General features: G+C 45.6%; 17 protein-coding genes. 13 read left to right on the top strand and 4 right to left on the bottom strand.

Annotation, left to right across the window (positions count from 1 at the left end):
* The first annotated feature begins 7 nt into the window (after nucleotides 1-7).
* The 5 genes from DWV34_RS08930 to DWV34_RS08910 all read left to right on the top strand — a co-directional run bounded on the left by DWV34_RS08930 (nucleotide 8) and on the right by DWV34_RS08910 (nucleotide 4,800).
* On the top strand, nucleotides 8-1,147 hold the full coding sequence (locus DWV34_RS08930) for a M20 metallopeptidase family protein (RefSeq protein ID WP_009288999.1): 1,140 nt from the start codon (nucleotides 8-10) through the stop codon (nucleotides 1,145-1,147).
* A 154-nt stretch (nucleotides 1,148-1,301) separates the two neighbouring features.
* On the top strand, nucleotides 1,302-2,789 hold the full coding sequence (gene thrC / locus DWV34_RS08925; protein ID WP_118476066.1) for a threonine synthase: 1,488 nt from the start codon (nucleotides 1,302-1,304) through the stop codon (nucleotides 2,787-2,789).
* Nucleotides 2,790-2,887: 98 nt separating this feature from the next.
* Complete coding sequence (locus DWV34_RS08920; RefSeq protein WP_118476064.1) at nucleotides 2,888-3,739, top strand: RNA polymerase sigma factor; 852 nt, start codon at nucleotides 2,888-2,890, stop codon at nucleotides 3,737-3,739.
* Between the two features lie 13 nt (nucleotides 3,740-3,752).
* The gene (locus DWV34_RS08915) at nucleotides 3,753-4,436 is read left to right on the top strand and encodes a DUF2461 domain-containing protein (protein WP_022260756.1); all 684 of its coding nucleotides are present in this window, start codon (nucleotides 3,753-3,755) and stop codon (nucleotides 4,434-4,436) included.
* Between the two features lie 73 nt (nucleotides 4,437-4,509).
* Nucleotides 4,510-4,800, top strand: coding sequence for a hypothetical protein (locus DWV34_RS08910; protein ID WP_006566422.1), 291 nt, complete (start codon nucleotides 4,510-4,512; stop codon nucleotides 4,798-4,800).
* Between the two features lie 68 nt (nucleotides 4,801-4,868).
* Here DWV34_RS08910 and DWV34_RS08905 read toward each other — a convergent pair whose 3' ends face one another.
* The 3 genes from DWV34_RS08905 to DWV34_RS08895 are packed head-to-tail and all read right to left on the bottom strand — an operon-like array spanning nucleotide 4,869 to nucleotide 6,708.
* Nucleotides 4,869-5,651 carry a hypothetical protein gene (locus tag DWV34_RS08905; RefSeq protein WP_118476062.1) on the bottom strand — a complete coding sequence of 261 codons (783 nt, stop codon included), beginning with the start codon at nucleotides 5,649-5,651 and terminating at the stop codon, nucleotides 4,869-4,871.
* Nucleotides 5,645-6,343 (bottom strand): ABC transporter ATP-binding protein, encoded by a 699-nt coding sequence (locus DWV34_RS08900; protein WP_022260755.1) that lies wholly within the window; start codon nucleotides 6,341-6,343, stop codon nucleotides 5,645-5,647. Before DWV34_RS08900 ends, DWV34_RS08905 begins: the two co-directional genes overlap by 7 nt.
* Nucleotides 6,344-6,360: 17 nt before the next feature.
* Nucleotides 6,361-6,708 carry a GntR family transcriptional regulator gene (locus DWV34_RS08895; protein WP_006566419.1) on the bottom strand — a complete coding sequence of 116 codons (348 nt, stop codon included), beginning with the start codon at nucleotides 6,706-6,708 and terminating at the stop codon, nucleotides 6,361-6,363.
* 150 nt (nucleotides 6,709-6,858) lie between these two features.
* Here DWV34_RS08895 and DWV34_RS08890 point away from each other — a divergent pair, with 150 nt between their 5' ends.
* From DWV34_RS08890 to DWV34_RS08855, 8 genes are all read left to right on the top strand, one after another.
* Entirely contained in the window at nucleotides 6,859-7,608 is a 750-nt protein-coding gene (locus DWV34_RS08890) for a PP2C family protein-serine/threonine phosphatase (protein ID WP_009288993.1), read from the top strand.
* Between the two features lies 1 nt (nucleotide 7,609).
* On the top strand, nucleotides 7,610-9,400 hold the full coding sequence (locus tag DWV34_RS08885; protein ID WP_118476059.1) for a serine/threonine-protein kinase: 1,791 nt from the start codon (nucleotides 7,610-7,612) through the stop codon (nucleotides 9,398-9,400).
* Nucleotides 9,401-11,497, top strand: a complete 2,097-nt coding sequence (locus DWV34_RS08880; protein ID WP_118476057.1) for a hypothetical protein — start codon at nucleotides 9,401-9,403, stop codon at nucleotides 11,495-11,497.
* Between the two features lie 76 nt (nucleotides 11,498-11,573).
* The gene (locus DWV34_RS08875; protein WP_022260752.1) at nucleotides 11,574-12,485 is read left to right on the top strand and encodes a S1 RNA-binding domain-containing protein; all 912 of its coding nucleotides are present in this window, start codon (nucleotides 11,574-11,576) and stop codon (nucleotides 12,483-12,485) included.
* Between the two features lie 18 nt (nucleotides 12,486-12,503).
* On the top strand, nucleotides 12,504-13,601 hold the full coding sequence (aroC, locus tag DWV34_RS08870; protein WP_006566414.1) for a chorismate synthase: 1,098 nt from the start codon (nucleotides 12,504-12,506) through the stop codon (nucleotides 13,599-13,601).
* A gap of 10 nt (nucleotides 13,602-13,611) precedes the next feature.
* Complete coding sequence (gene tgt, locus DWV34_RS08865; RefSeq protein WP_022260751.1) at nucleotides 13,612-14,739, top strand: tRNA guanosine(34) transglycosylase Tgt; 1,128 nt, start codon at nucleotides 13,612-13,614, stop codon at nucleotides 14,737-14,739.
* 58 nt (nucleotides 14,740-14,797) lie between these two features.
* A complete protein-coding gene (gene yajC / locus DWV34_RS08860) occupies nucleotides 14,798-15,091 on the top strand; it encodes a preprotein translocase subunit YajC (protein WP_009288986.1) in 294 nt (97 codons plus the stop codon).
* Nucleotides 15,092-15,202: 111 nt separating this feature from the next.
* The gene (locus DWV34_RS08855) at nucleotides 15,203-16,333 is read left to right on the top strand and encodes a 5-methyltetrahydropteroyltriglutamate--homocysteine S-methyltransferase (RefSeq protein WP_009288985.1); all 1,131 of its coding nucleotides are present in this window, start codon (nucleotides 15,203-15,205) and stop codon (nucleotides 16,331-16,333) included.
* Nucleotides 16,334-16,356: 23 nt separating this feature from the next.
* On the opposite strand, the gene DWV34_RS08850 is transcribed toward DWV34_RS08855, so the two are convergent.
* The gene (locus DWV34_RS08850; protein WP_118476055.1) at nucleotides 16,357-16,719 is read right to left on the bottom strand and encodes a TIGR04086 family membrane protein; all 363 of its coding nucleotides are present in this window, start codon (nucleotides 16,717-16,719) and stop codon (nucleotides 16,357-16,359) included.
* Nucleotides 16,720-16,750: the final 31 nt, after the last annotated feature.

Below are 16,750 nucleotides of genomic sequence, written 5' to 3'. Positions count from 1 at the left end.
GCAGAAAATGAATATCATTCAGGAAGTAAACCAGGCCAGAGAGCAGATCGTAAAGTACAGGCAGGATCTTCACCGATGTCCGGAGATGGCTTTTGAAGAATATGAGACTACAGCCTATATCAAGCGGCAGCTGGATGCCATGGGGATATCCTATAAGCCGCTGTATCCCACCGGCATTGTGGCGGAGATCGGGAAGGGCAGGGAAGCTGCTGCACTAAGGGCCGATATTGATGCATTAAAAGTAGAAGAGGAGACAGGATGTTCTTTTGGGTCAGAACATCAGGGATATATGCATGCCTGCGGACATGACGGGCATGCAGCCATTCTTTTGGGCACAGCCGGTATTCTGAAAAAGCATGAAAAGGAATTATCAAAAAAAGTATTTCTTGTTTTCCAGCCAGCGGAGGAGACTGCCCAGGGAGCAAAACTGGTTCTGGAGTCAGGGCTTTTAGAAGACGTAAAAGAAATATTCGGACTCCATATTTTTTCCGGAATCGAAGCCGGGAAGATTTCTCTGGAGGCGGGGCCGAGAATGGCTGCCACGGACTGGTTTTCTATAGACATCAGAGGAAAATCCGGTCATGCCGGAAAACCGCATCTTTGTACAGATGCATCGGTAATCGCTGCGGCCACAGTCATGAACCTTCAGACGATCGTGAGCAGAAATACCGATCCTCTGGACTCGGCTGTAGTTACCGTGGGAAAGATGATCTCAGGTACAGCCAGGAATGTCATATCCGGCTCTGCCAGAATCGAGGGAACAGTCCGGACATTTTCGGAAGAGACTGAAAAAATGGTGAAGGAACGGGTCATCGAAATCGCCGTGGGAACAGCCGGTCAGCTGGGAGGAGAAGCGGCCGTAGATTATCCGCCGTCCAGCCATCCGCCTCTGGTCAACGGGAAACCGACGGTGGAGAGAGCCATGCGGGGAGCAGGAAAGATTTTTTCCGAGAAAGATTTTGTGCATGTGCCTCCGATGATGCTCGGAGAAGATTATTCCAACTATTTAAAGACGATTCCGGGAGCGTTTGCATTTGTGGGCGGGGGTAAAGATCAGTTTCCCAATCACCACAGCAGATTTGATATGGATGAAAAGGCACTGGAAAGCGGAGTGAAACTGATGCTTGCTTATGTCATGGAAGAGTAGGCGGTTTGCAGGGATGAGCGGTACAAAAAACGGCAGAATGTACAGTATTTCGTGCTAGACCGCAATTCACAAGTATGCTATAATCATAGCCAAAGAAAAAATAGGCCTCATTTACGGCCTTGCAGATTATAAACCAGGGAAAAGGCGGGTAATTATGAATTTAGTTTATCGTAGTACAAGAAACAGGGAAGAGACAGCATCTGCTTCTGAAGCGATCCTTAAGGGACTGACGAATGACGGAGGACTTTTTGTGCCGGATTCTATTCCAAAGCTTCAGGTTTCGGTAGAAGATTTGAAAGAAATGACTTATCAGGACATTGCGTATGCGGTTATGAAGGAATTTCTCACAGATTTTACAGAGGAAGAGTTAAAAACCTGTATTGCCAATGCTTATGATAGTAAGTTTGACACAGAGGAGATCGCCCCGATCGTAAAAGCAGGGGACGTATACTATCTTGAGCTGTTCCACGGCTCCACCATCGCATTCAAGGATATGGCTCTCTCCATTCTCCCGTATCTTTTAGTTACTTCCGCAAAGAAGAATCATGTGGAAAATGAAATTGTGATCCTGACAGCCACTTCCGGAGATACGGGCAAAGCTGCTCTGGCCGGTTTTGCAGACGTGCCGGGAACGAAAATCATTGTCTTTTACCCGAAATCCGGGGTCAGCCCGATTCAGGAAAAGCAAATGCTGACTCAGAAGGGTGAAAACACTTACGTTATCGGCATCAAAGGTAATTTTGACGATGCCCAGACCGGAGTGAAAAAGATGTTCTCCAACAGGGAACTGGCCGCAGTGATGGATGGGAACGGATATCAGTTTTCATCTGCAAACTCAATCAACATCGGACGTCTGGTTCCTCAGATCGTATATTACGTAAAAGCCTACGCGGATCTGGTGAAAAAGGGTGCAGTAAAGGCAGGAGGTCCGATGAATGTCGTAGTGCCTACCGGAAACTTTGGAAATATTCTGGCAGCGTTTTATGCAAAACAGATGGGAATTCCGATCGGAAAGTTTGTCTGTGCGTCCAATGAAAATAAAGTTTTGTTTGATTTCTTCCAGACCGGAGAATATGACAGAAAGCGTGAGTTTGTTGTGACATCATCTCCTTCTATGGACATTTTGATTTCCAGCAATCTGGAGCGTTTGATTTACAGAATTACAGGAAATGATGCCGAACAGTGTGCGAAGTTTATGAATGCCCTGACAGAAGACGGTGCATATGAGATCACACAGGAGATGAGAGACCAGCTCACAGAGTTCTTCGGGGCCTATGCCACAGAAGAAGAGACTATGGAGAAGATCAGACAGGTCTATGAGTCAGAACATTATGTACTGGATACCCATACGGCAGTGGCATCCGTGGCATATGACAAATATGTGAAAGACAGCGGTGATAAGACACCGGCAGTCATAGCCTCCACCGCAAGCCCGTATAAGTTTACCAGAAGCGTAATGAATGCCATCGATCCAAAATATGATGTAAAGTCTGATTTTGAACTAGTGGATGAGTTACATAGAATTTCCGGTGTGGCTGTTCCGAATGCCATCGAGGAGATCAGGACGGCTCCGATCCTCCACGACACAGTCTGTGAGACGGCGGCTATGGAAGAAGAAGTGAAAAAAATCCTGAATATTTAAGATAAAGATGATTAAAATACGGCAGAGTTAAATTCTCTGCCGTATTTTTTGTCACAAAAAAGTATTTTTGTAGTCTAATACAGCAGGAGGTAAAATTTATGGATAAGATAACAAATCAACAACTTGAACTGCTTATCGGCAGAGCCGTAGACGGAGACAAAAAATCTCTGGAAACAGTGATCATGAGCGTACAGGACCTGATCTTCAATCTTTCTCTCAGGATGCTTGGGACTTTCGCGGATGCAGAGGATGCGTCACAGGACATCATAGTGAAAGTCATCACCCACTTGTCATCGTTCAGAAAAGAGAGTGCTTTTTCTACATGGGTCTACAGGATAGCGGTAAATCATTTGAAAGATTACAAAAAACATATGTTTGTCAACAGTCCTCTGAGCCTGGAGTTTTACGGGGATGATATTGAAAATGCTCAGATCCGCGATATTCCTGATCTGACACAGAATGTGGAGAAATCTATTTTAGAAGAGGAACTGAAAATGTCATGTACCAATGTGCTGCTGCAGTGTCTGGACAGCGAGAGCAGATGTATTTTTATTCTGGGGACAATGTTTAAACTGGACAGCCGTATCGCAGGTGATATCCTTGGCCTGACACCGGAAGCATACCGAAAGAGACTTTCCAGGATACGCAGCAAAGTGGCAGATTTCCTCGATCACTACTGCGGCGAATTTGGACGGGGGACATGCAGGTGCAGAGACAGGCTCAACTATGCCATAAAGAATCACCGTCTGGACCCGGGCAGGCTTCAATATACGGCGGCAGATGAAATTTCAGAGCAGACAATGTTTCATGTAAAGGATGCTATGGAAGATATTGACGACTTGTCAATGAAGTTTTCTTTCTGCAAATCCTATGGATCACCGGAGAAAATGAAACAGTTTATCAGGGAGTTTCTGGATTCTGCTTCGTTTTCTGTCGTGAAAGAATCGTGAGGAGGTATTAGATATGAATATGGAACTGATTTTAAATTATTTATCGGAACTCAGCCGGAATAATAACCGGGAGTGGTATCATGAGCATAAAGAAGAGTACCGAGAGGCCAATGCTGAATTTGAGTCGCTTATTCAGGAGCTGATTTTGAGAATCGGGGAAAATGACAGCAGCATCCTTGGGAATATTCCTAAAAAACTCACATTCAAACTGGTCAGGGACACTAGGTTCAGCCGTGATAAGTCTCCGTATAATCCCTGTTTCCGCGCTCACATTTCATCAAGAGGCAAACTGCCGGTTCCCGTCGGATATTATATTATGATCCGGCCGGGGGATCAGTCTTTTTTAGGCGGAGGTTTATTTGCGGATATGTTTAAAGACGCTACAAGGATGGTGAGGGATTATCTCTCAAAACATCCTGAGGAGTGGGAACAAATCATCGGGTCTGATGAGTTTCAGAGCTGTTTTGCTGTAAAGGGCACGGCGCTGAAAAATGTGCCTGCAGGCTATGATAAGGATCATCCGCAGGCCGAATATCTGAAGAATAAAAGCTGGTATCTGGAATATTTCATAAAAGACGAGGAACTCCTGAATGAGGAACAATTTTTGGACAGAGCAGTGGACGTTTTTCGTAAGATGAAACCGTTTAATGATTATCTGAACAAAGCTTTGGAAGGCTTTGAAATGCCCCAGAGATAAAATTACAATGGGTGGACACGCTTCGCGTGTTAAGGTATAATTTAAGAAAAAGTATGTGAGGAGACGGTGAATTATGCCAAAGGATTTATTTGATAAGATCGAGCAGACCATAACGACTACTGGGAAAGCAGCGGCGAAAAAAGCAAGGGAAGTAGCGGATACGGCAAAGATTAAAAATGACATCCGAGTTGCAAAGCGTGAATTAAATGATTTGTATGAGCAGGTTGGACGGCAGTATTTTGAGTCTCATATGGATTATCCGGAAGCGGAATATATTGATCTGTTTAATCTGATCGAAAAGATCCGGGGAGATATCAAAGTCATGGAAGCAGACCTTGAGATGGTCAGAGAAGAAGAATCGTAAGAGTGTGATTAGTAAAATATAAAAGCCGGCAGGATTAAACTTCCTGCCGGCTTTTTAGTATAGTGTGATCAGAGATTTGTTTTTCTTTCCATGAGATATCTTGTCAGGAAGAAGCAGACGAAAATCTCTATGATGCTGCCGATGATCATCATAGGCATCAGATAGTAGCAGAATTCCTCAAGTCCGGTAAAATTCATGAAGTTCGGGAAGATGGACGAGAAGATGTTGGTCACAAGTGAAAGCGCCGCAGTTGCAAGGAAATAAGTTCCTATGGATGCTCCCAGACGATGATTCGGCAAAAGACCTCCGATAGTAATACAAAGGTAAATAAACAATGGTGATGATATGGCATTCAATATCAATGCAGACAAAGTCTCGGTGATAAATAAAAATCTGATTCCCGGGTCAATCTTGTTAAATTCCTGGAATGAAAGGGACAGCACCTGACAGAAATCAGTCCAGTATGGCGTACCTGCCAGGAAAATAAAAATAGAGAACATGAAGGCGACGGAGGAGATTACAACCCAGAAGATACTGATCAGAAGTTTGCTCAGGATCTGGAGGTTGACGGAAACAGGAAGCGTAAAGCTTAAGTATCCCTCATCGGTATAAAAGTTCTTATAAAACCGGTAAAAAGATATAATAAAGCACATGAGGAACAGAGCGATCACGGCCACCACATAAATGGTTACAATAAAAATGCTGAAAGTCATGCGCAGCGGATCATTGCCGAACCCGATCATAATCATAAACAGTTTAAATAACAGTGTGATCCCGCCGAATGTTGCGAGCAGAGGCACAAAATACCGGGCGGTGGCTTTCAATTCATATTTCAGTAGTTTTCCTAGCATTTGAATACCTCCCTGAATAACTGGTCCACAGATTTTTGTTTCTCTTCCCGGATCTGGTCGACGGTTGCAGACAGAGTGATCTTTCCGTTCTGCAAAAACAGGACGTCGTCCAGGACGGTTTCGATGTCGCTGATCAGATGGGTGGAAATGATCAGGCTGGCATCCGGATTGTAGTTTGAAATAATCGTTTTCAAAATATAATCACGGGCAGCAGGATCTACACCGGCAATCGGCTCATCCAGAAGATATAATTTTGCATTCCGGCTCATGACTAAGATGAGCTGTACTTTTTCTTTTGTTCCCTTAGACAATGTTTTCAGGCGCTTATTTTCGTCAATACCAAGATCCTTCAGCATATAGAGCGCCTTTTCTTTGTTGAAGTCTTTATAAAAATCATCAAAGTAGGTAAATACTTCATGGATTTTCATCCACTCCGGAAGATACATCCGGTCCGGGAGATAGGAAATGTGTTCCCGGGAATGGATGCCCAGGGGCTGACTGTCAAACAGGATCTCTCCTTCGGTTGCTGTCAGCAGGCCGTTGATCAGCTTGATCAGTGTGCTCTTGCCGCTTCCGTTGGGGCCTAAAAGACCAATAATACGTCCGGAGGGAATTTTTAAGTTGAGTCTGTCTAAGGCTAAAAAACCTGAGTAGACCTTAGAAAGATTATTACATTCAAGAATATAATTCATATACATACCTCTCATTGCTATCTTATTAGTTTGATAATGTCTTCTTTTTTCAGACCATATCGTTCCATCTTCTTCAGGAACTCCGCAATTTCCTTTTCGGCAATCGAAGCCTGCAGTGACTGGATCAGCTGCTCATCTTCGGTGACAAAGCGTCCGCTGGTCCTCTGGGAATAGAGCAGGCCGCTGCGCTCCAGTTCGGACAGTGCTTTCTGCATTGTATTCGGATTCACAGAAGCACAGGCCGCCAGATCCCGGACGGAAGGCAGCTTTCCTCCGAGAGGATAGACACCGGAAAGGATGTCGCCTTGAATATGTTCCATCAGCTGAAGATAAATCGGCCGGTCATCAGATAATTCCCATGCCATAATAAACCTCGCTTTCTTGTATTAAGTATCTAGTACAATGGTATAATAAACCGGAAAAAAAGTCAATTAGTTTTTAAAAATAAATTGACTGGTGCTGGAAAAATATGTATAATGAGATTAATAAATGGAAATAAAAGGAGGATTTACATTATGTTTCAAATTGTAGATATGACAGATATGGGCAATGGCCGGGATTCCAATCAAGATTCTTATCTCTTGAAAGAAGAGGAGATCTGCGGACAGCAGATACTGATGGCGGCTATGTGCGACGGTATGGGAGGACTCAGCAGAGGAGAGATCGCAAGCGGTTATATTGTAGGTTCGCTGGACCGATGGTTTACCCACACACTCCCGGTCCTCCTCAAACAAAAGATGAAGATTATGAGGATTCAAAAGGAACTGGTGGCTGCCATCAAGAAGATCAATCACCGGCTGATCCTTTTGAGCCGGGAATACGGGGACACCATGGGGAGTACTCTGACGCTTCTTTTTGCGGCAGACCGCCGTTTTTTTGTTCTGAACATCGGTGACTCCAGAGCCTACTGGTTTGACCGGGAACAGAAGTATGTCACCAGGGATCATACCCTGGTCCAGGAAGAAGTCAGCCGCGGACTGCTGACCATAGAGGAAGCAAGGACAGATGCCAGAAAACATATTCTGATGCAGTGTATTGGCGTTACAAAGGAGATCACCATTGACTGTTACAACGGGAAAATTAAGCCGGGGATGGAATTTCTGCTCTGTACAGACGGTTTCTACGGCATGCTTAGGGAGGAGGAGATTTACGAAGTGGAAGCATCCAAAGATGAGATGAAACGATGGGTGAGAGAGTGCTTTGACAAAGTAAAAGAAAGAGGGGAACTGGACAACTTATCATGCATTGTCGTAAAAGTTTCCTGACATGGACAGAGATTGTGCAGGAAACTGTATACTTTTAAAGCAGTTGGGGAGGGGAGGACAGGGAGAGATCTATTTAGCCTGGGATGAAGAGAAATCAAGCTACACAGCGGTTAAAAGGTTTGAAAGCCGGCTCTTGGAAGGGATCAGGGAAGCGCGTATACTGGAGTCATTATGTCATCCGGGGATACCGAAGTATCTTGGACGGAGATTGGAAGACGGACACTTAGATCTTTTTATGGAATATATTCCGGGCATCTCAGTAAAAGAGTATATCAGGCTTCATGAGAAGATCCCCGAACGCCGGACAGCTGTATGGGGCATACAGCTGCTGGATATTTTAGACTATCTTCATAGGAGATCTCCGCCGGTGATCCACTGCGATATTAAACCATCCAATCTGATAATCACGAGGAGAGGCAGGCTCTTTCTGATCGACTATGGCACGGCAGTTCTGGGGAAGGACGGGAATCAAAAGCTGGGGACCTGCGGATATGCTGCACCGGAGCAGATGGACGGACTCGGATATGCAGATGAACAGAGTGATATTTACAGTTTTGGCATGACCCTATATCACATGGTTACAGGGCATCACCCTGGTAAAAAACCATGGGAAGATGATAAAAACTATGGGTTTTCCAGGGGATTTGCGAGAGTATTGAAAAAGTGTATACGAACGGACAAGGAAGACCGTTATCAGACAGTATCAGAAGTGAGACGCGGGCTTAAGAGAGTTTTAAGAAAGCGGGCCGCTGTCTGGGCTGGGGCAGCAGTTTCTTTGATTCTTGCGGCAGGCGTTTGCTGGAAGTCCGGATACAAAAAAGAGCAGCCTGCATATGCTGTGCTGCTAGCTAAAGCCGAAGAAGAACGGTCAAAGGCGGGGAGCAGATTTTCGATGAAAGCAGTTCGATATTATGAGCTGGCGGTGGATCGGGAACCGGATCAGGCAGCCGCATATGAGCGGCTGCTGAGATACTATCAGTCTGCAGGGAGAGAAAAAGAAGGCCTTACAGTTCTGGCAGAGTATGTGGAGTCTAAAGATTTTGACGCTGTGGGGAAGGACAAACTTTTATTCAGAATGGGTCTTTTATATCTCCAGGGAAAAGAGGGAAAGGGAGGATTCCCGCCGGACCCGGTTTTGGCATACCGGTATCTGGCGATGCAGGAGCATCCCACAGACACCCAAAAAGATTATACAGAACTTGCGGGGATTTTATCAGGAAAGAGCTGTCAGGGAGACAGGCTGTGGAGAATTCTGGACCGGTGCGGGCAAAAAACAGAAGATTTTCAGCAGGCTTACCTTTTATTTCAGATTTGCCGGCAAAAGGAGCAGGAATTAAAGAAGTACGGAGATGCTGAGAAAAAGCAGGAGGAACTGGCGGATCTCATGGAAAAACTGTCTGAGAACAATGATGAAAAGAGGACTGCACTGTACGAAAAAGCGGCATTTTATGAGCGTATGATAGACAGCCGCGGTCTTGAGCCATGGATAGAGGCCGCGGATCGGTACACAGATATGCTGGACCGGGAGAAGGAAAAGGCAGAGCTGCAGCTGAAAAAGGCCGGACTGCTCGCCGTATATGGCAGAAAAAAGAGTGCGGAGGAAGTGCACCGGGCAGTGATCAGACAGTATTCAGGATGGCCTGAGGGATATATAGCATATGGTTTTTATCTTGCAAAAGCAGGAAAGAGGGATATGGCACAGGATATGTACCGCAGGGCAAAGGGGCTCGGTGCAGGAGAGGGTACGGAACTTCAGAAACTAGGGGCTGTTTTGGGGGAGGGAAATGATTAGATGCTGAATCGAAAAAAGATAGCAGGACTGTTTATGATCGTGTTTGCTGCGGCGGGATACACGGTTTTTGGCGAAGAAAAAGAGGAATCTTTTTTGAGGGCGGAGTTCGCGGATGGAGAGCAGGAAACTTATACAGCAAAGGAGCGGGAACTAAAAATTACTCTGCTGAAGGAAGGAGCAGACAGGGACAAAGTAATCTGCCGCGCCGAAGGGAACGATGGTAAAGAAAAGTGGGATGCAGGAAATATAACTTGGCTGTCAGAAAAAGAGGGCAGGGTTATCTTTCGGAGGGAGGGCTGGTACAGAGTCAGTGTGGAATATGATGGTGAATCCAGTATGCTTCAGGAATTTTGTCTGGAAACAACAAAACCGGAGGAGCCGGAGGCGGATACGGGTTCCTATATGCAGGGCAAATGGACAAACCGCCCTGTGCATATAAATTTGTCTCAGGGAAGCTCTTTTTCAGGACGATCCGGCTTTGAATACCTGGAATCAGAACAGGGAGAGTGGAAAGCAGCTGAGGGAGACAGTATTACAGTTAAGACAAACGGGATGCACAGATACAAAGTGCGCGCGGTTTCCAAGGCAGGGAACCGGAGTGCCGCTGCCAATGTCTTTGTGAAGTTCTGGGATAAACAGCCCGGGAAACCAAAGGTAAACTGCCCCGGCTCCGCGGATGGAGAGTGGCACAAAAAAGAGGTGAGGATCTGTGCAGAGAAAAGGAAGAAAAAGGGTCCCAGACTAAAAACCTTTATCACAGCAAAGGATTTGGATACGGGGAGGAAAAAAACTATTGAAGAAAACAGTCTTTTGCTTTCTGAAGAAGGGAAATACCAGATCCGAGTGGTTCAGAAGGATGAGGCAGGAAATATCTCAAAGCAAGAATGGAAAAAGAATATTTATATAGACGGCAGTAAGCCCCTGATCAGCCTGGAAGGAAAAACGGTGAATCGATATGAGAAGGATGGCTGCAAACTCAAGGTGACCATAAAAGATTCCTATCTGGATGCAGAGAGCATACGGTGGCAGACTACGGGGAAAGTTGTGAATCAAACAGTAAAAGAAGGAGTGCTGAAAGCAGATATATATTTTGAAAAAGAAGGGGAGCAAAAGCTGTCAGTCTCATGCCGGGATCAGGCCGGAAATTCCGCAGAGGCTTCTGTTGGGCATTTTTTCATAGATAAAACGAAACCAAAACTTAAAGTCACAGGGATCAGTTCTCTCGGAATCTATAACTCTGCGTCGGAGGCCAAAGTGATCTGTACGGATGATACTCCCACGGAAGTTTCCCTGTATTTAAACGGAAAATTATTAAAGAGAGAGAATGTAAAGCCGGGAGATAACAAGAAATCAGCATACCCGGTGCTGTCAGAAGACGGATACTATTGTGCTGAAATCCGGGCCAGAGACAGTGCCGGAAATAAGGCATCAGAAAAAGTTTTCTTTACGGTCAGCTGCAAGGGGACACAGATTGCACCGGCCGGAAATACCGTGTATAAAAGTGGTTCAAAGAAGGATCAGGGATCATTTGGATTCCGGATGAAAAATGTAGTGCCTTCTTATGTGACAGAATTTATTGTGAATGGCCGGACCGTACCTTATGAGAGAGAGGGAGATTATATCTATGTGAGTAATAAATATTTAAAGAACGGTTCAAACAAGGTGAAAGTGAAGACAAAGGATATGACCGGCCATGTCAGTACACTGGAGAAGCCGCTGGATTTTTACTATGATGCGGAACCTCCCGTGATCCTCATATCCGGGGTTAGAAACGGAAATACTTATCGGGAGAAAAAACTGATCCAGGTAAAAGTTCAGGATGACCTGGACCGGATAACCGGTTTATGGATGGACGGCAGGAAGATAAGGTTTTCAGACGGACAAACGGTGATCCGGTGCGGCACTGACGGAAAACACAGGCTAAAGGCTGAGGCTGTGGGAAAGTCGGGGCTTAAGTCCGACCGAACAGTGGAGTTTCAGATCAGTACGAAACAGAGAGGACAATCAAAACGTCCATTTGGGTTTGTGATTTCCGGGATCTATTACTTCACTGCGGTTTATCTCATATTTTTCTTTTTCCGAAGCCGAAAATCATAAGAAACAAGTTAAAATCTTCTTTATTCTGTGTTATAATTAGGCTTAATGCAGAGGTTTCGTGAAAGGAGATTTAAAAATGGCAGAAGAAATGAAAGAAACAATGGAACAGTATGAGAATGAATTGGAAGCATCCTTCCGTAAGATGGATGAGGGAGATATAGTTGAGGGTGATGTCCTGAGCGTCAGCGACGAAGAGGCAGTCATCGATTTAAAATATTATGCTCAGGGTATCCTGAAAGCTTCTGAATACAGTGATGATCCAAATGTTACTTTGACAGAAGCTCTTAATGAGGGAGACCGGGTAAAGGCCAAGGTTATTTCTGTAGATGACGGTGAGGGGAATATTATGTTGTCTAAAAGGGAAGCCAATCAGGTTCTGGCCTGGGACCGCCTCCAGAAGCTTATGGAAGAGGAGACGGTTCTCAGTCTCACTGTTGGCGGAGTTGTCAACGGAGGAGTGATTGTATATGTAGAAGGAATCCGTGGGTTTATCCCGGCTTCCCAGCTTTCCTTAAACTATGTGGAAGACCTGAACACATGGCTCAAAAAAGAAGTGGAGGCCAAGATCATTACCGTAGATGAGAGCAGGAATAAACTTGTACTCTCAGCCAAAGAAGTGGAAAAGGCAAAAGCTCAGGAAGAGCTGAACCACAAGATGGCGATGATGCGTCCCGGCATGGTGCTGGAAGGCACTGTCGAAAATATCATGCCGTATGGTGCGTTTGTGGATCTTGGCGATGGACTCAGCGGCTTGATCCATATATCACAGTTCAGCGAAAAAAGAATAAAAAGCCCGAAAGAAATGGTAGAAGAAGGACAGAAGGTCAAAGTAAAAGTTTTAAAAATTGCCGACAACAAGATCAGTCTCAGCATGAAGGCACTGGAGGAATCCAGAGAAGCTGAAAAAGTCGAGACCGGGATCGAATATAAAGAAGAGGAAAAGGCACAGACCAGCCTTGGAGACTTACTGGCAAATCTTAAGTTATAATCAGAGAGGAATCAAAAGATGGCAGGTTCAAGCATTGGCACATTATTCAGAATTACAACGTGGGGGGAGACCCATGGAGAGGGGCTTGGAGTCGTCGTAGATGGATGCCCGGCCGGACTTCCTATTTCAAAAGAGGATATTCAGCAGTATTTAAACCGCAGAAAACCGGGACAGTCAAAATATACGACACCCCGGAAAGAGGATGATCAGGCAGAGATCCTGTCCGGAGTTTTTGAAGGAAAAACAACCGGAACTCCCATTTCTATGGCAGTCTATAACAAGAACCAGAGATCCAGAGATTACAGCCAGATCAGAGATGTTTACCGGCCCGGACATGCGGATTATACTTATGATGCCAAATACGGAATCAGGGATTACAGAGGCGGGGGAAGGTCTTCCGGCAGAGAGACCATCGGCCGTGTGGCTGCCGGAGCAGTGGCTGTCAAGCTGTTAAAGGAACTTGGAATTACGGTAACGGCATATGCAAAAGAGATTGGCGGCATTACGGCAGACGAGAAGCGATTTGATCTGGAAGAGATTTTTCGGAATCCGTTTTACATGCCCGACAGAGAAGCAGCACTGAAAGTGCAGGAATATGCGGACCGCATGATGAGAGAACAGGATTCTATGGGCGGGATTATCGAGTGCACCGTACAAGGGTTAAAGCCTGGCATTGGTGATCCGGTGTTTGAAAAGCTGGATGCCAATCTGGCCAAGGCGGTGCTTTCGATCGGTGCCGTAAAGGGATTTGAGATTGGTGATGGTTTTGCGGCTGCTTCCTCCTGCGGATCACAGAATAATGACGCTTATGAATATCGGGAAGGCGGATTTGTAAAAAAGACAAATCACTCAGGAGGAGTTCTGGGAGGCATCAGTGACGGCAGCCCTCTCGTGTTCCGGGCAGCAGTCAAGCCGACTCCGTCTATCGCCAAGGTTCAGTCCACAGCAGGAAAAGACGGGAAAGATTTCGACCTTTCCATCGGGGGAAGACATGATCCGATGATTGTTCCGAGAGCTGTGGTAGTGGTTGAATCCATGGCGGCGGTCACGATTGCAGACGGGCTGCTTATGAATCTGAGTGCCAGTATGGACTCTGTAAAAAAAATATACGGGTAATGGTGAATATATGTATCAGTTAATAAAAAAAGACGGTAAAGCAAAAAGAGGGCGGTTTACAACTGTCCATGGGACGATAGAGACCCCGGTTTTTATGAATGTGGGTACAGTGGCTGCGATTAAGGGTGCGGTGAGCACAGATGACTTAAAAGAGATCAGAACCCAGGTGGAGCTTTCCAACACCTATCATCTCCATGTGAGGCCGGGGGACCGGCTGATCAAGGAATTCGGGGGCCTTCATAAGTTTATGAACTGGGACCGCCCGATCCTTACAGATTCGGGGGGATTTCAGGTCTTTTCCCTGGCCAAGCTGCGTAAGATAAAGGAGGAAGGTGTTTCTTTTTCTTCTCATATCGACGGGCGAAAGATTTTTATGGGACCTGAGGAGAGTATGCAGATCCAGTCTAATCTGGGATCTACTATTGCTATGGCTTTCGACGAGTGTCCGCCCCATCCTGCGGAGAGAAAGTACATGCAGGATTCTGTGGACCGTACGACCAGATGGCTGTACCGCTGTAAAAAAGAGATGGACCGTCTGAACCGTCTGCCGGATACGGTGAATCCGCATCAGATGCTGTTTGGAATCAATCAGGGGGGAACTTATGAGGACATCCGTATCTCTCATGCAAAAGAGATTTCCAGGCTTGACCTTGACGGCTATGCACTGGGAGGTCTGGCGGTAGGGGAATCCCACGAAGAGATGTACCGTATTCTGGATGAAACCGTCCCGTATCTTCCGGAAGCAAAACCTACTTATCTGATGGGAGTAGGCACTCCCGCCAATATTTTGGAAGCGGTGGACCGGGGAGTAGACTTTTTTGACTGTGTTTACCCGACAAGAAACGGCAGGCATGGACATGTCTATACCAACCACGGCAAGATGAACTTGTTCAATAAAAAGTATGAGCTGGATCACAGGCCTATAGAAGAAGGCTGCCAGTGTCCGGCGTGCAGAAGTTACAGCAGGGCTTATATCAGACATCTGCTCAAGGCAAAAGAAATGCTGGGTATGAGACTGTGTGTCTTGCATAACTTATATTTTTATAATACAATGATGGAAGAGATCCGGGATGCTATTGAACAGGGGCAGTACAGAGAGTACAAAGAGAGAAAGCTTTCCGGTATGGAAAATAAGTGATCAGGATTCAAGAAATTGAATTTGATATATTATTATTCTAAATGGAGGAAAAGAACAAATGCAATCACAATTTAGTATGATTCTGTGGCTCATTATTGTGTTCGGAGGTATGTATTTCTTACTGATCCGTCCGCAGAAGAAAAAAGACCAGCAGATGAAGGAATTAGCGGCTTCTCTGGAAGTTGGGGACAGTGTACTTACCATCAGTGGTTTCTATGGTGTGGTCGTGGATGCCGTAGATGACAAAACGATCGTTGTAGAATTCGGAAATGACAAACATTGCCGTATTCCTATGGAACGTGCTGCTATTTCTCAGGTTGAGAAACCGAATCAGGGAACAAAAGAAGATTAATATTGGGGGACGGCGCTTTTTTGCGCCGTCTTTTCTGTACCAAAGAGGACGGCTTTAAGAAGGAATGACTCAAAAGACATTGGTTATGAAATGCATCCAGGAGGATTGATCATGGACAGGACATCGTTTCCCTACTATTATGATATCGTTGGCAGCTTTTTGCGCACAGAGACATTGAAAGCTGCTAAAAGACAGTACAAACAAGGTGATATGAGTGCCGTAAGATTAAAGAGAATTGAAAATCAGGCGGTCAGGGAACTGGTCAGAAAACAGAAGGAAGCGGGGCTTAAGGCGGTTACCGACGGAGAACTGCGCAGAAGATGGTGGCATCTGGATTTTCTCTGGTATTTGAACGGAATCGAGAGAAAGAAATATAAACGGAGACCGGACATTTTCAGGGAAGAAGAGACGGAGCCGGAGACGCTCGCAGTCTGCGGCAGGATCAGCTTCGGCAATCATCCGTTTTTAAACCATTTCCGGTTTCTAAAGTCAATTTCCGGGGATGCGGCGGCTAAGATGACGATTCCGTCACCGGCGATGCTCCATTTAATCTGCTGTGTACATCCTGAGTCATACCAGCCAATTCCAATTTACAGGAATGAGAAAGTTTTGTTTGAAGATATCATCAGGAGTTACCAGAAAGCTCTGAGGGCTTTTTACAATGCAGGCTGCAGATACCTTCAGTTTGACGATGTCTCATGGGGAGAATTTTGTTCCTGGGAACGGAGGGAGGTTTACCGAAGCAGGGGGATTGACACAGAGAAACTGTCAGAGCGTTATGTCTGGCTGATCAATCAGGTGCTGAGGGTAAAACCGGAGGATATGACGGTGACGCTTCATGTCTGCCGGGGAAATTTTTATTCTGCCCGTATGATATCAGGAAGCTATGAGGCAGTGGCAGAGCAGTTATTCGGTCATTGTCTTGTGGACGGATTTTTTCTGGAATATAATGACAGCGGACAGTCAGGGGATTTCAGGCCTCTCAGATACATAAAGAATCAAAAGGTTGCACTTGGATTAATATCTGTCAGGTCTCCTGTGATGGAGAAGGATGATGTAATTCAAAAGAAAATTCTGCAGGCATCGTCTTATGTTCCGCTGACTCAGCTTTGCTTAAGTCCGCAGTGCGGGTTTGCATCAGAAGAACAGCAGAGGTTTTTGACAGATGAACAGCAGTGGGAAAAGATCAGGAATATGAAGAGAATTGCGGAGGAAGTATGGAAGATACCGGCAGGGGCTTAAAGCCCGCTGCCGGCGGTAAAAGATTATGCCAGGGCTCCGCCCAGGGTTCCTCCGGCTGCGCACAGAAGCATTGCGGTGATGCGCTCTCCGCTCATCAGTGCCTGGTTTTGATCCAGGAGAAGGGAGATCAGAAAGAGTACGGCAAAGTACAGAAGGCCCACGGCCAGGCCCCAGAGAAATTTTCTCTTTCCCATTTGTTTGCCGATGATAAACCCTGCAAATACAGACGCAGCCACATAGGTAAAGGTTACGCCAAGGTTTGCGACTTTTGTGCTGACTTCGGTCTGATACATAATAAAAGCCAGAATACATAGAATAATTCCTGTCAATATGTAGGAGAAGATTAAGCTTTTTAAGATTGAAATACCGATATTTTTATTTTCCATGGGATGCCTCCTTTTAGTAAGATTTTATGCA

Origin of the sequence: Anaerostipes sp. AF04-45 (assembly GCF_003461725.1) — a bacterium.
GTDB lineage: Bacteria > Bacillota > Clostridia > Lachnospirales > Lachnospiraceae > Anaerostipes > Anaerostipes caccae.
The sequence above is the reverse complement of the archived record's forward strand: the minus strand, read 5'-3'. Positions and strand labels throughout refer to the sequence as shown.

Coding starts and splice junctions, on each gene's coding strand:
- DWV34_RS08930 (WP_009288999.1), top strand. CDS start 8: ATGAATATCATTCAGGAAGTAAACCAGGCCAGAGAGCAGATCGTAAAG.
- thrC (WP_118476066.1), top strand. CDS start 1,302: ATGAATTTAGTTTATCGTAGTACAAGAAACAGGGAAGAGACAGCATCT.
- DWV34_RS08920 (WP_118476064.1), top strand. CDS start 2,888: ATGGATAAGATAACAAATCAACAACTTGAACTGCTTATCGGCAGAGCC.
- DWV34_RS08915 (WP_022260756.1), top strand. CDS start 3,753: ATGAATATGGAACTGATTTTAAATTATTTATCGGAACTCAGCCGGAAT.
- DWV34_RS08910 (WP_006566422.1), top strand. CDS start 4,510: ATGCCAAAGGATTTATTTGATAAGATCGAGCAGACCATAACGACTACT.
- DWV34_RS08905 (WP_118476062.1), bottom strand. CDS start 5,651: ATGCTAGGAAAACTACTGAAATATGAATTGAAAGCCACCGCCCGGTAT.
- DWV34_RS08900 (WP_022260755.1), bottom strand. CDS start 6,343: ATGAATTATATTCTTGAATGTAATAATCTTTCTAAGGTCTACTCAGGT.
- DWV34_RS08895 (WP_006566419.1), bottom strand. CDS start 6,708: ATGGCATGGGAATTATCTGATGACCGGCCGATTTATCTTCAGCTGATG.
- DWV34_RS08890 (WP_009288993.1), top strand. CDS start 6,859: ATGTTTCAAATTGTAGATATGACAGATATGGGCAATGGCCGGGATTCC.
- DWV34_RS08885 (WP_118476059.1), top strand. CDS start 7,610: ATGGACAGAGATTGTGCAGGAAACTGTATACTTTTAAAGCAGTTGGGG.
- DWV34_RS08880 (WP_118476057.1), top strand. CDS start 9,401: ATGCTGAATCGAAAAAAGATAGCAGGACTGTTTATGATCGTGTTTGCT.
- DWV34_RS08875 (WP_022260752.1), top strand. CDS start 11,574: ATGGCAGAAGAAATGAAAGAAACAATGGAACAGTATGAGAATGAATTG.
- aroC (WP_006566414.1), top strand. CDS start 12,504: ATGGCAGGTTCAAGCATTGGCACATTATTCAGAATTACAACGTGGGGG.
- tgt (WP_022260751.1), top strand. CDS start 13,612: ATGTATCAGTTAATAAAAAAAGACGGTAAAGCAAAAAGAGGGCGGTTT.
- yajC (WP_009288986.1), top strand. CDS start 14,798: ATGCAATCACAATTTAGTATGATTCTGTGGCTCATTATTGTGTTCGGA.
- DWV34_RS08855 (WP_009288985.1), top strand. CDS start 15,203: ATGGACAGGACATCGTTTCCCTACTATTATGATATCGTTGGCAGCTTT.
- DWV34_RS08850 (WP_118476055.1), bottom strand. CDS start 16,719: ATGGAAAATAAAAATATCGGTATTTCAATCTTAAAAAGCTTAATCTTC.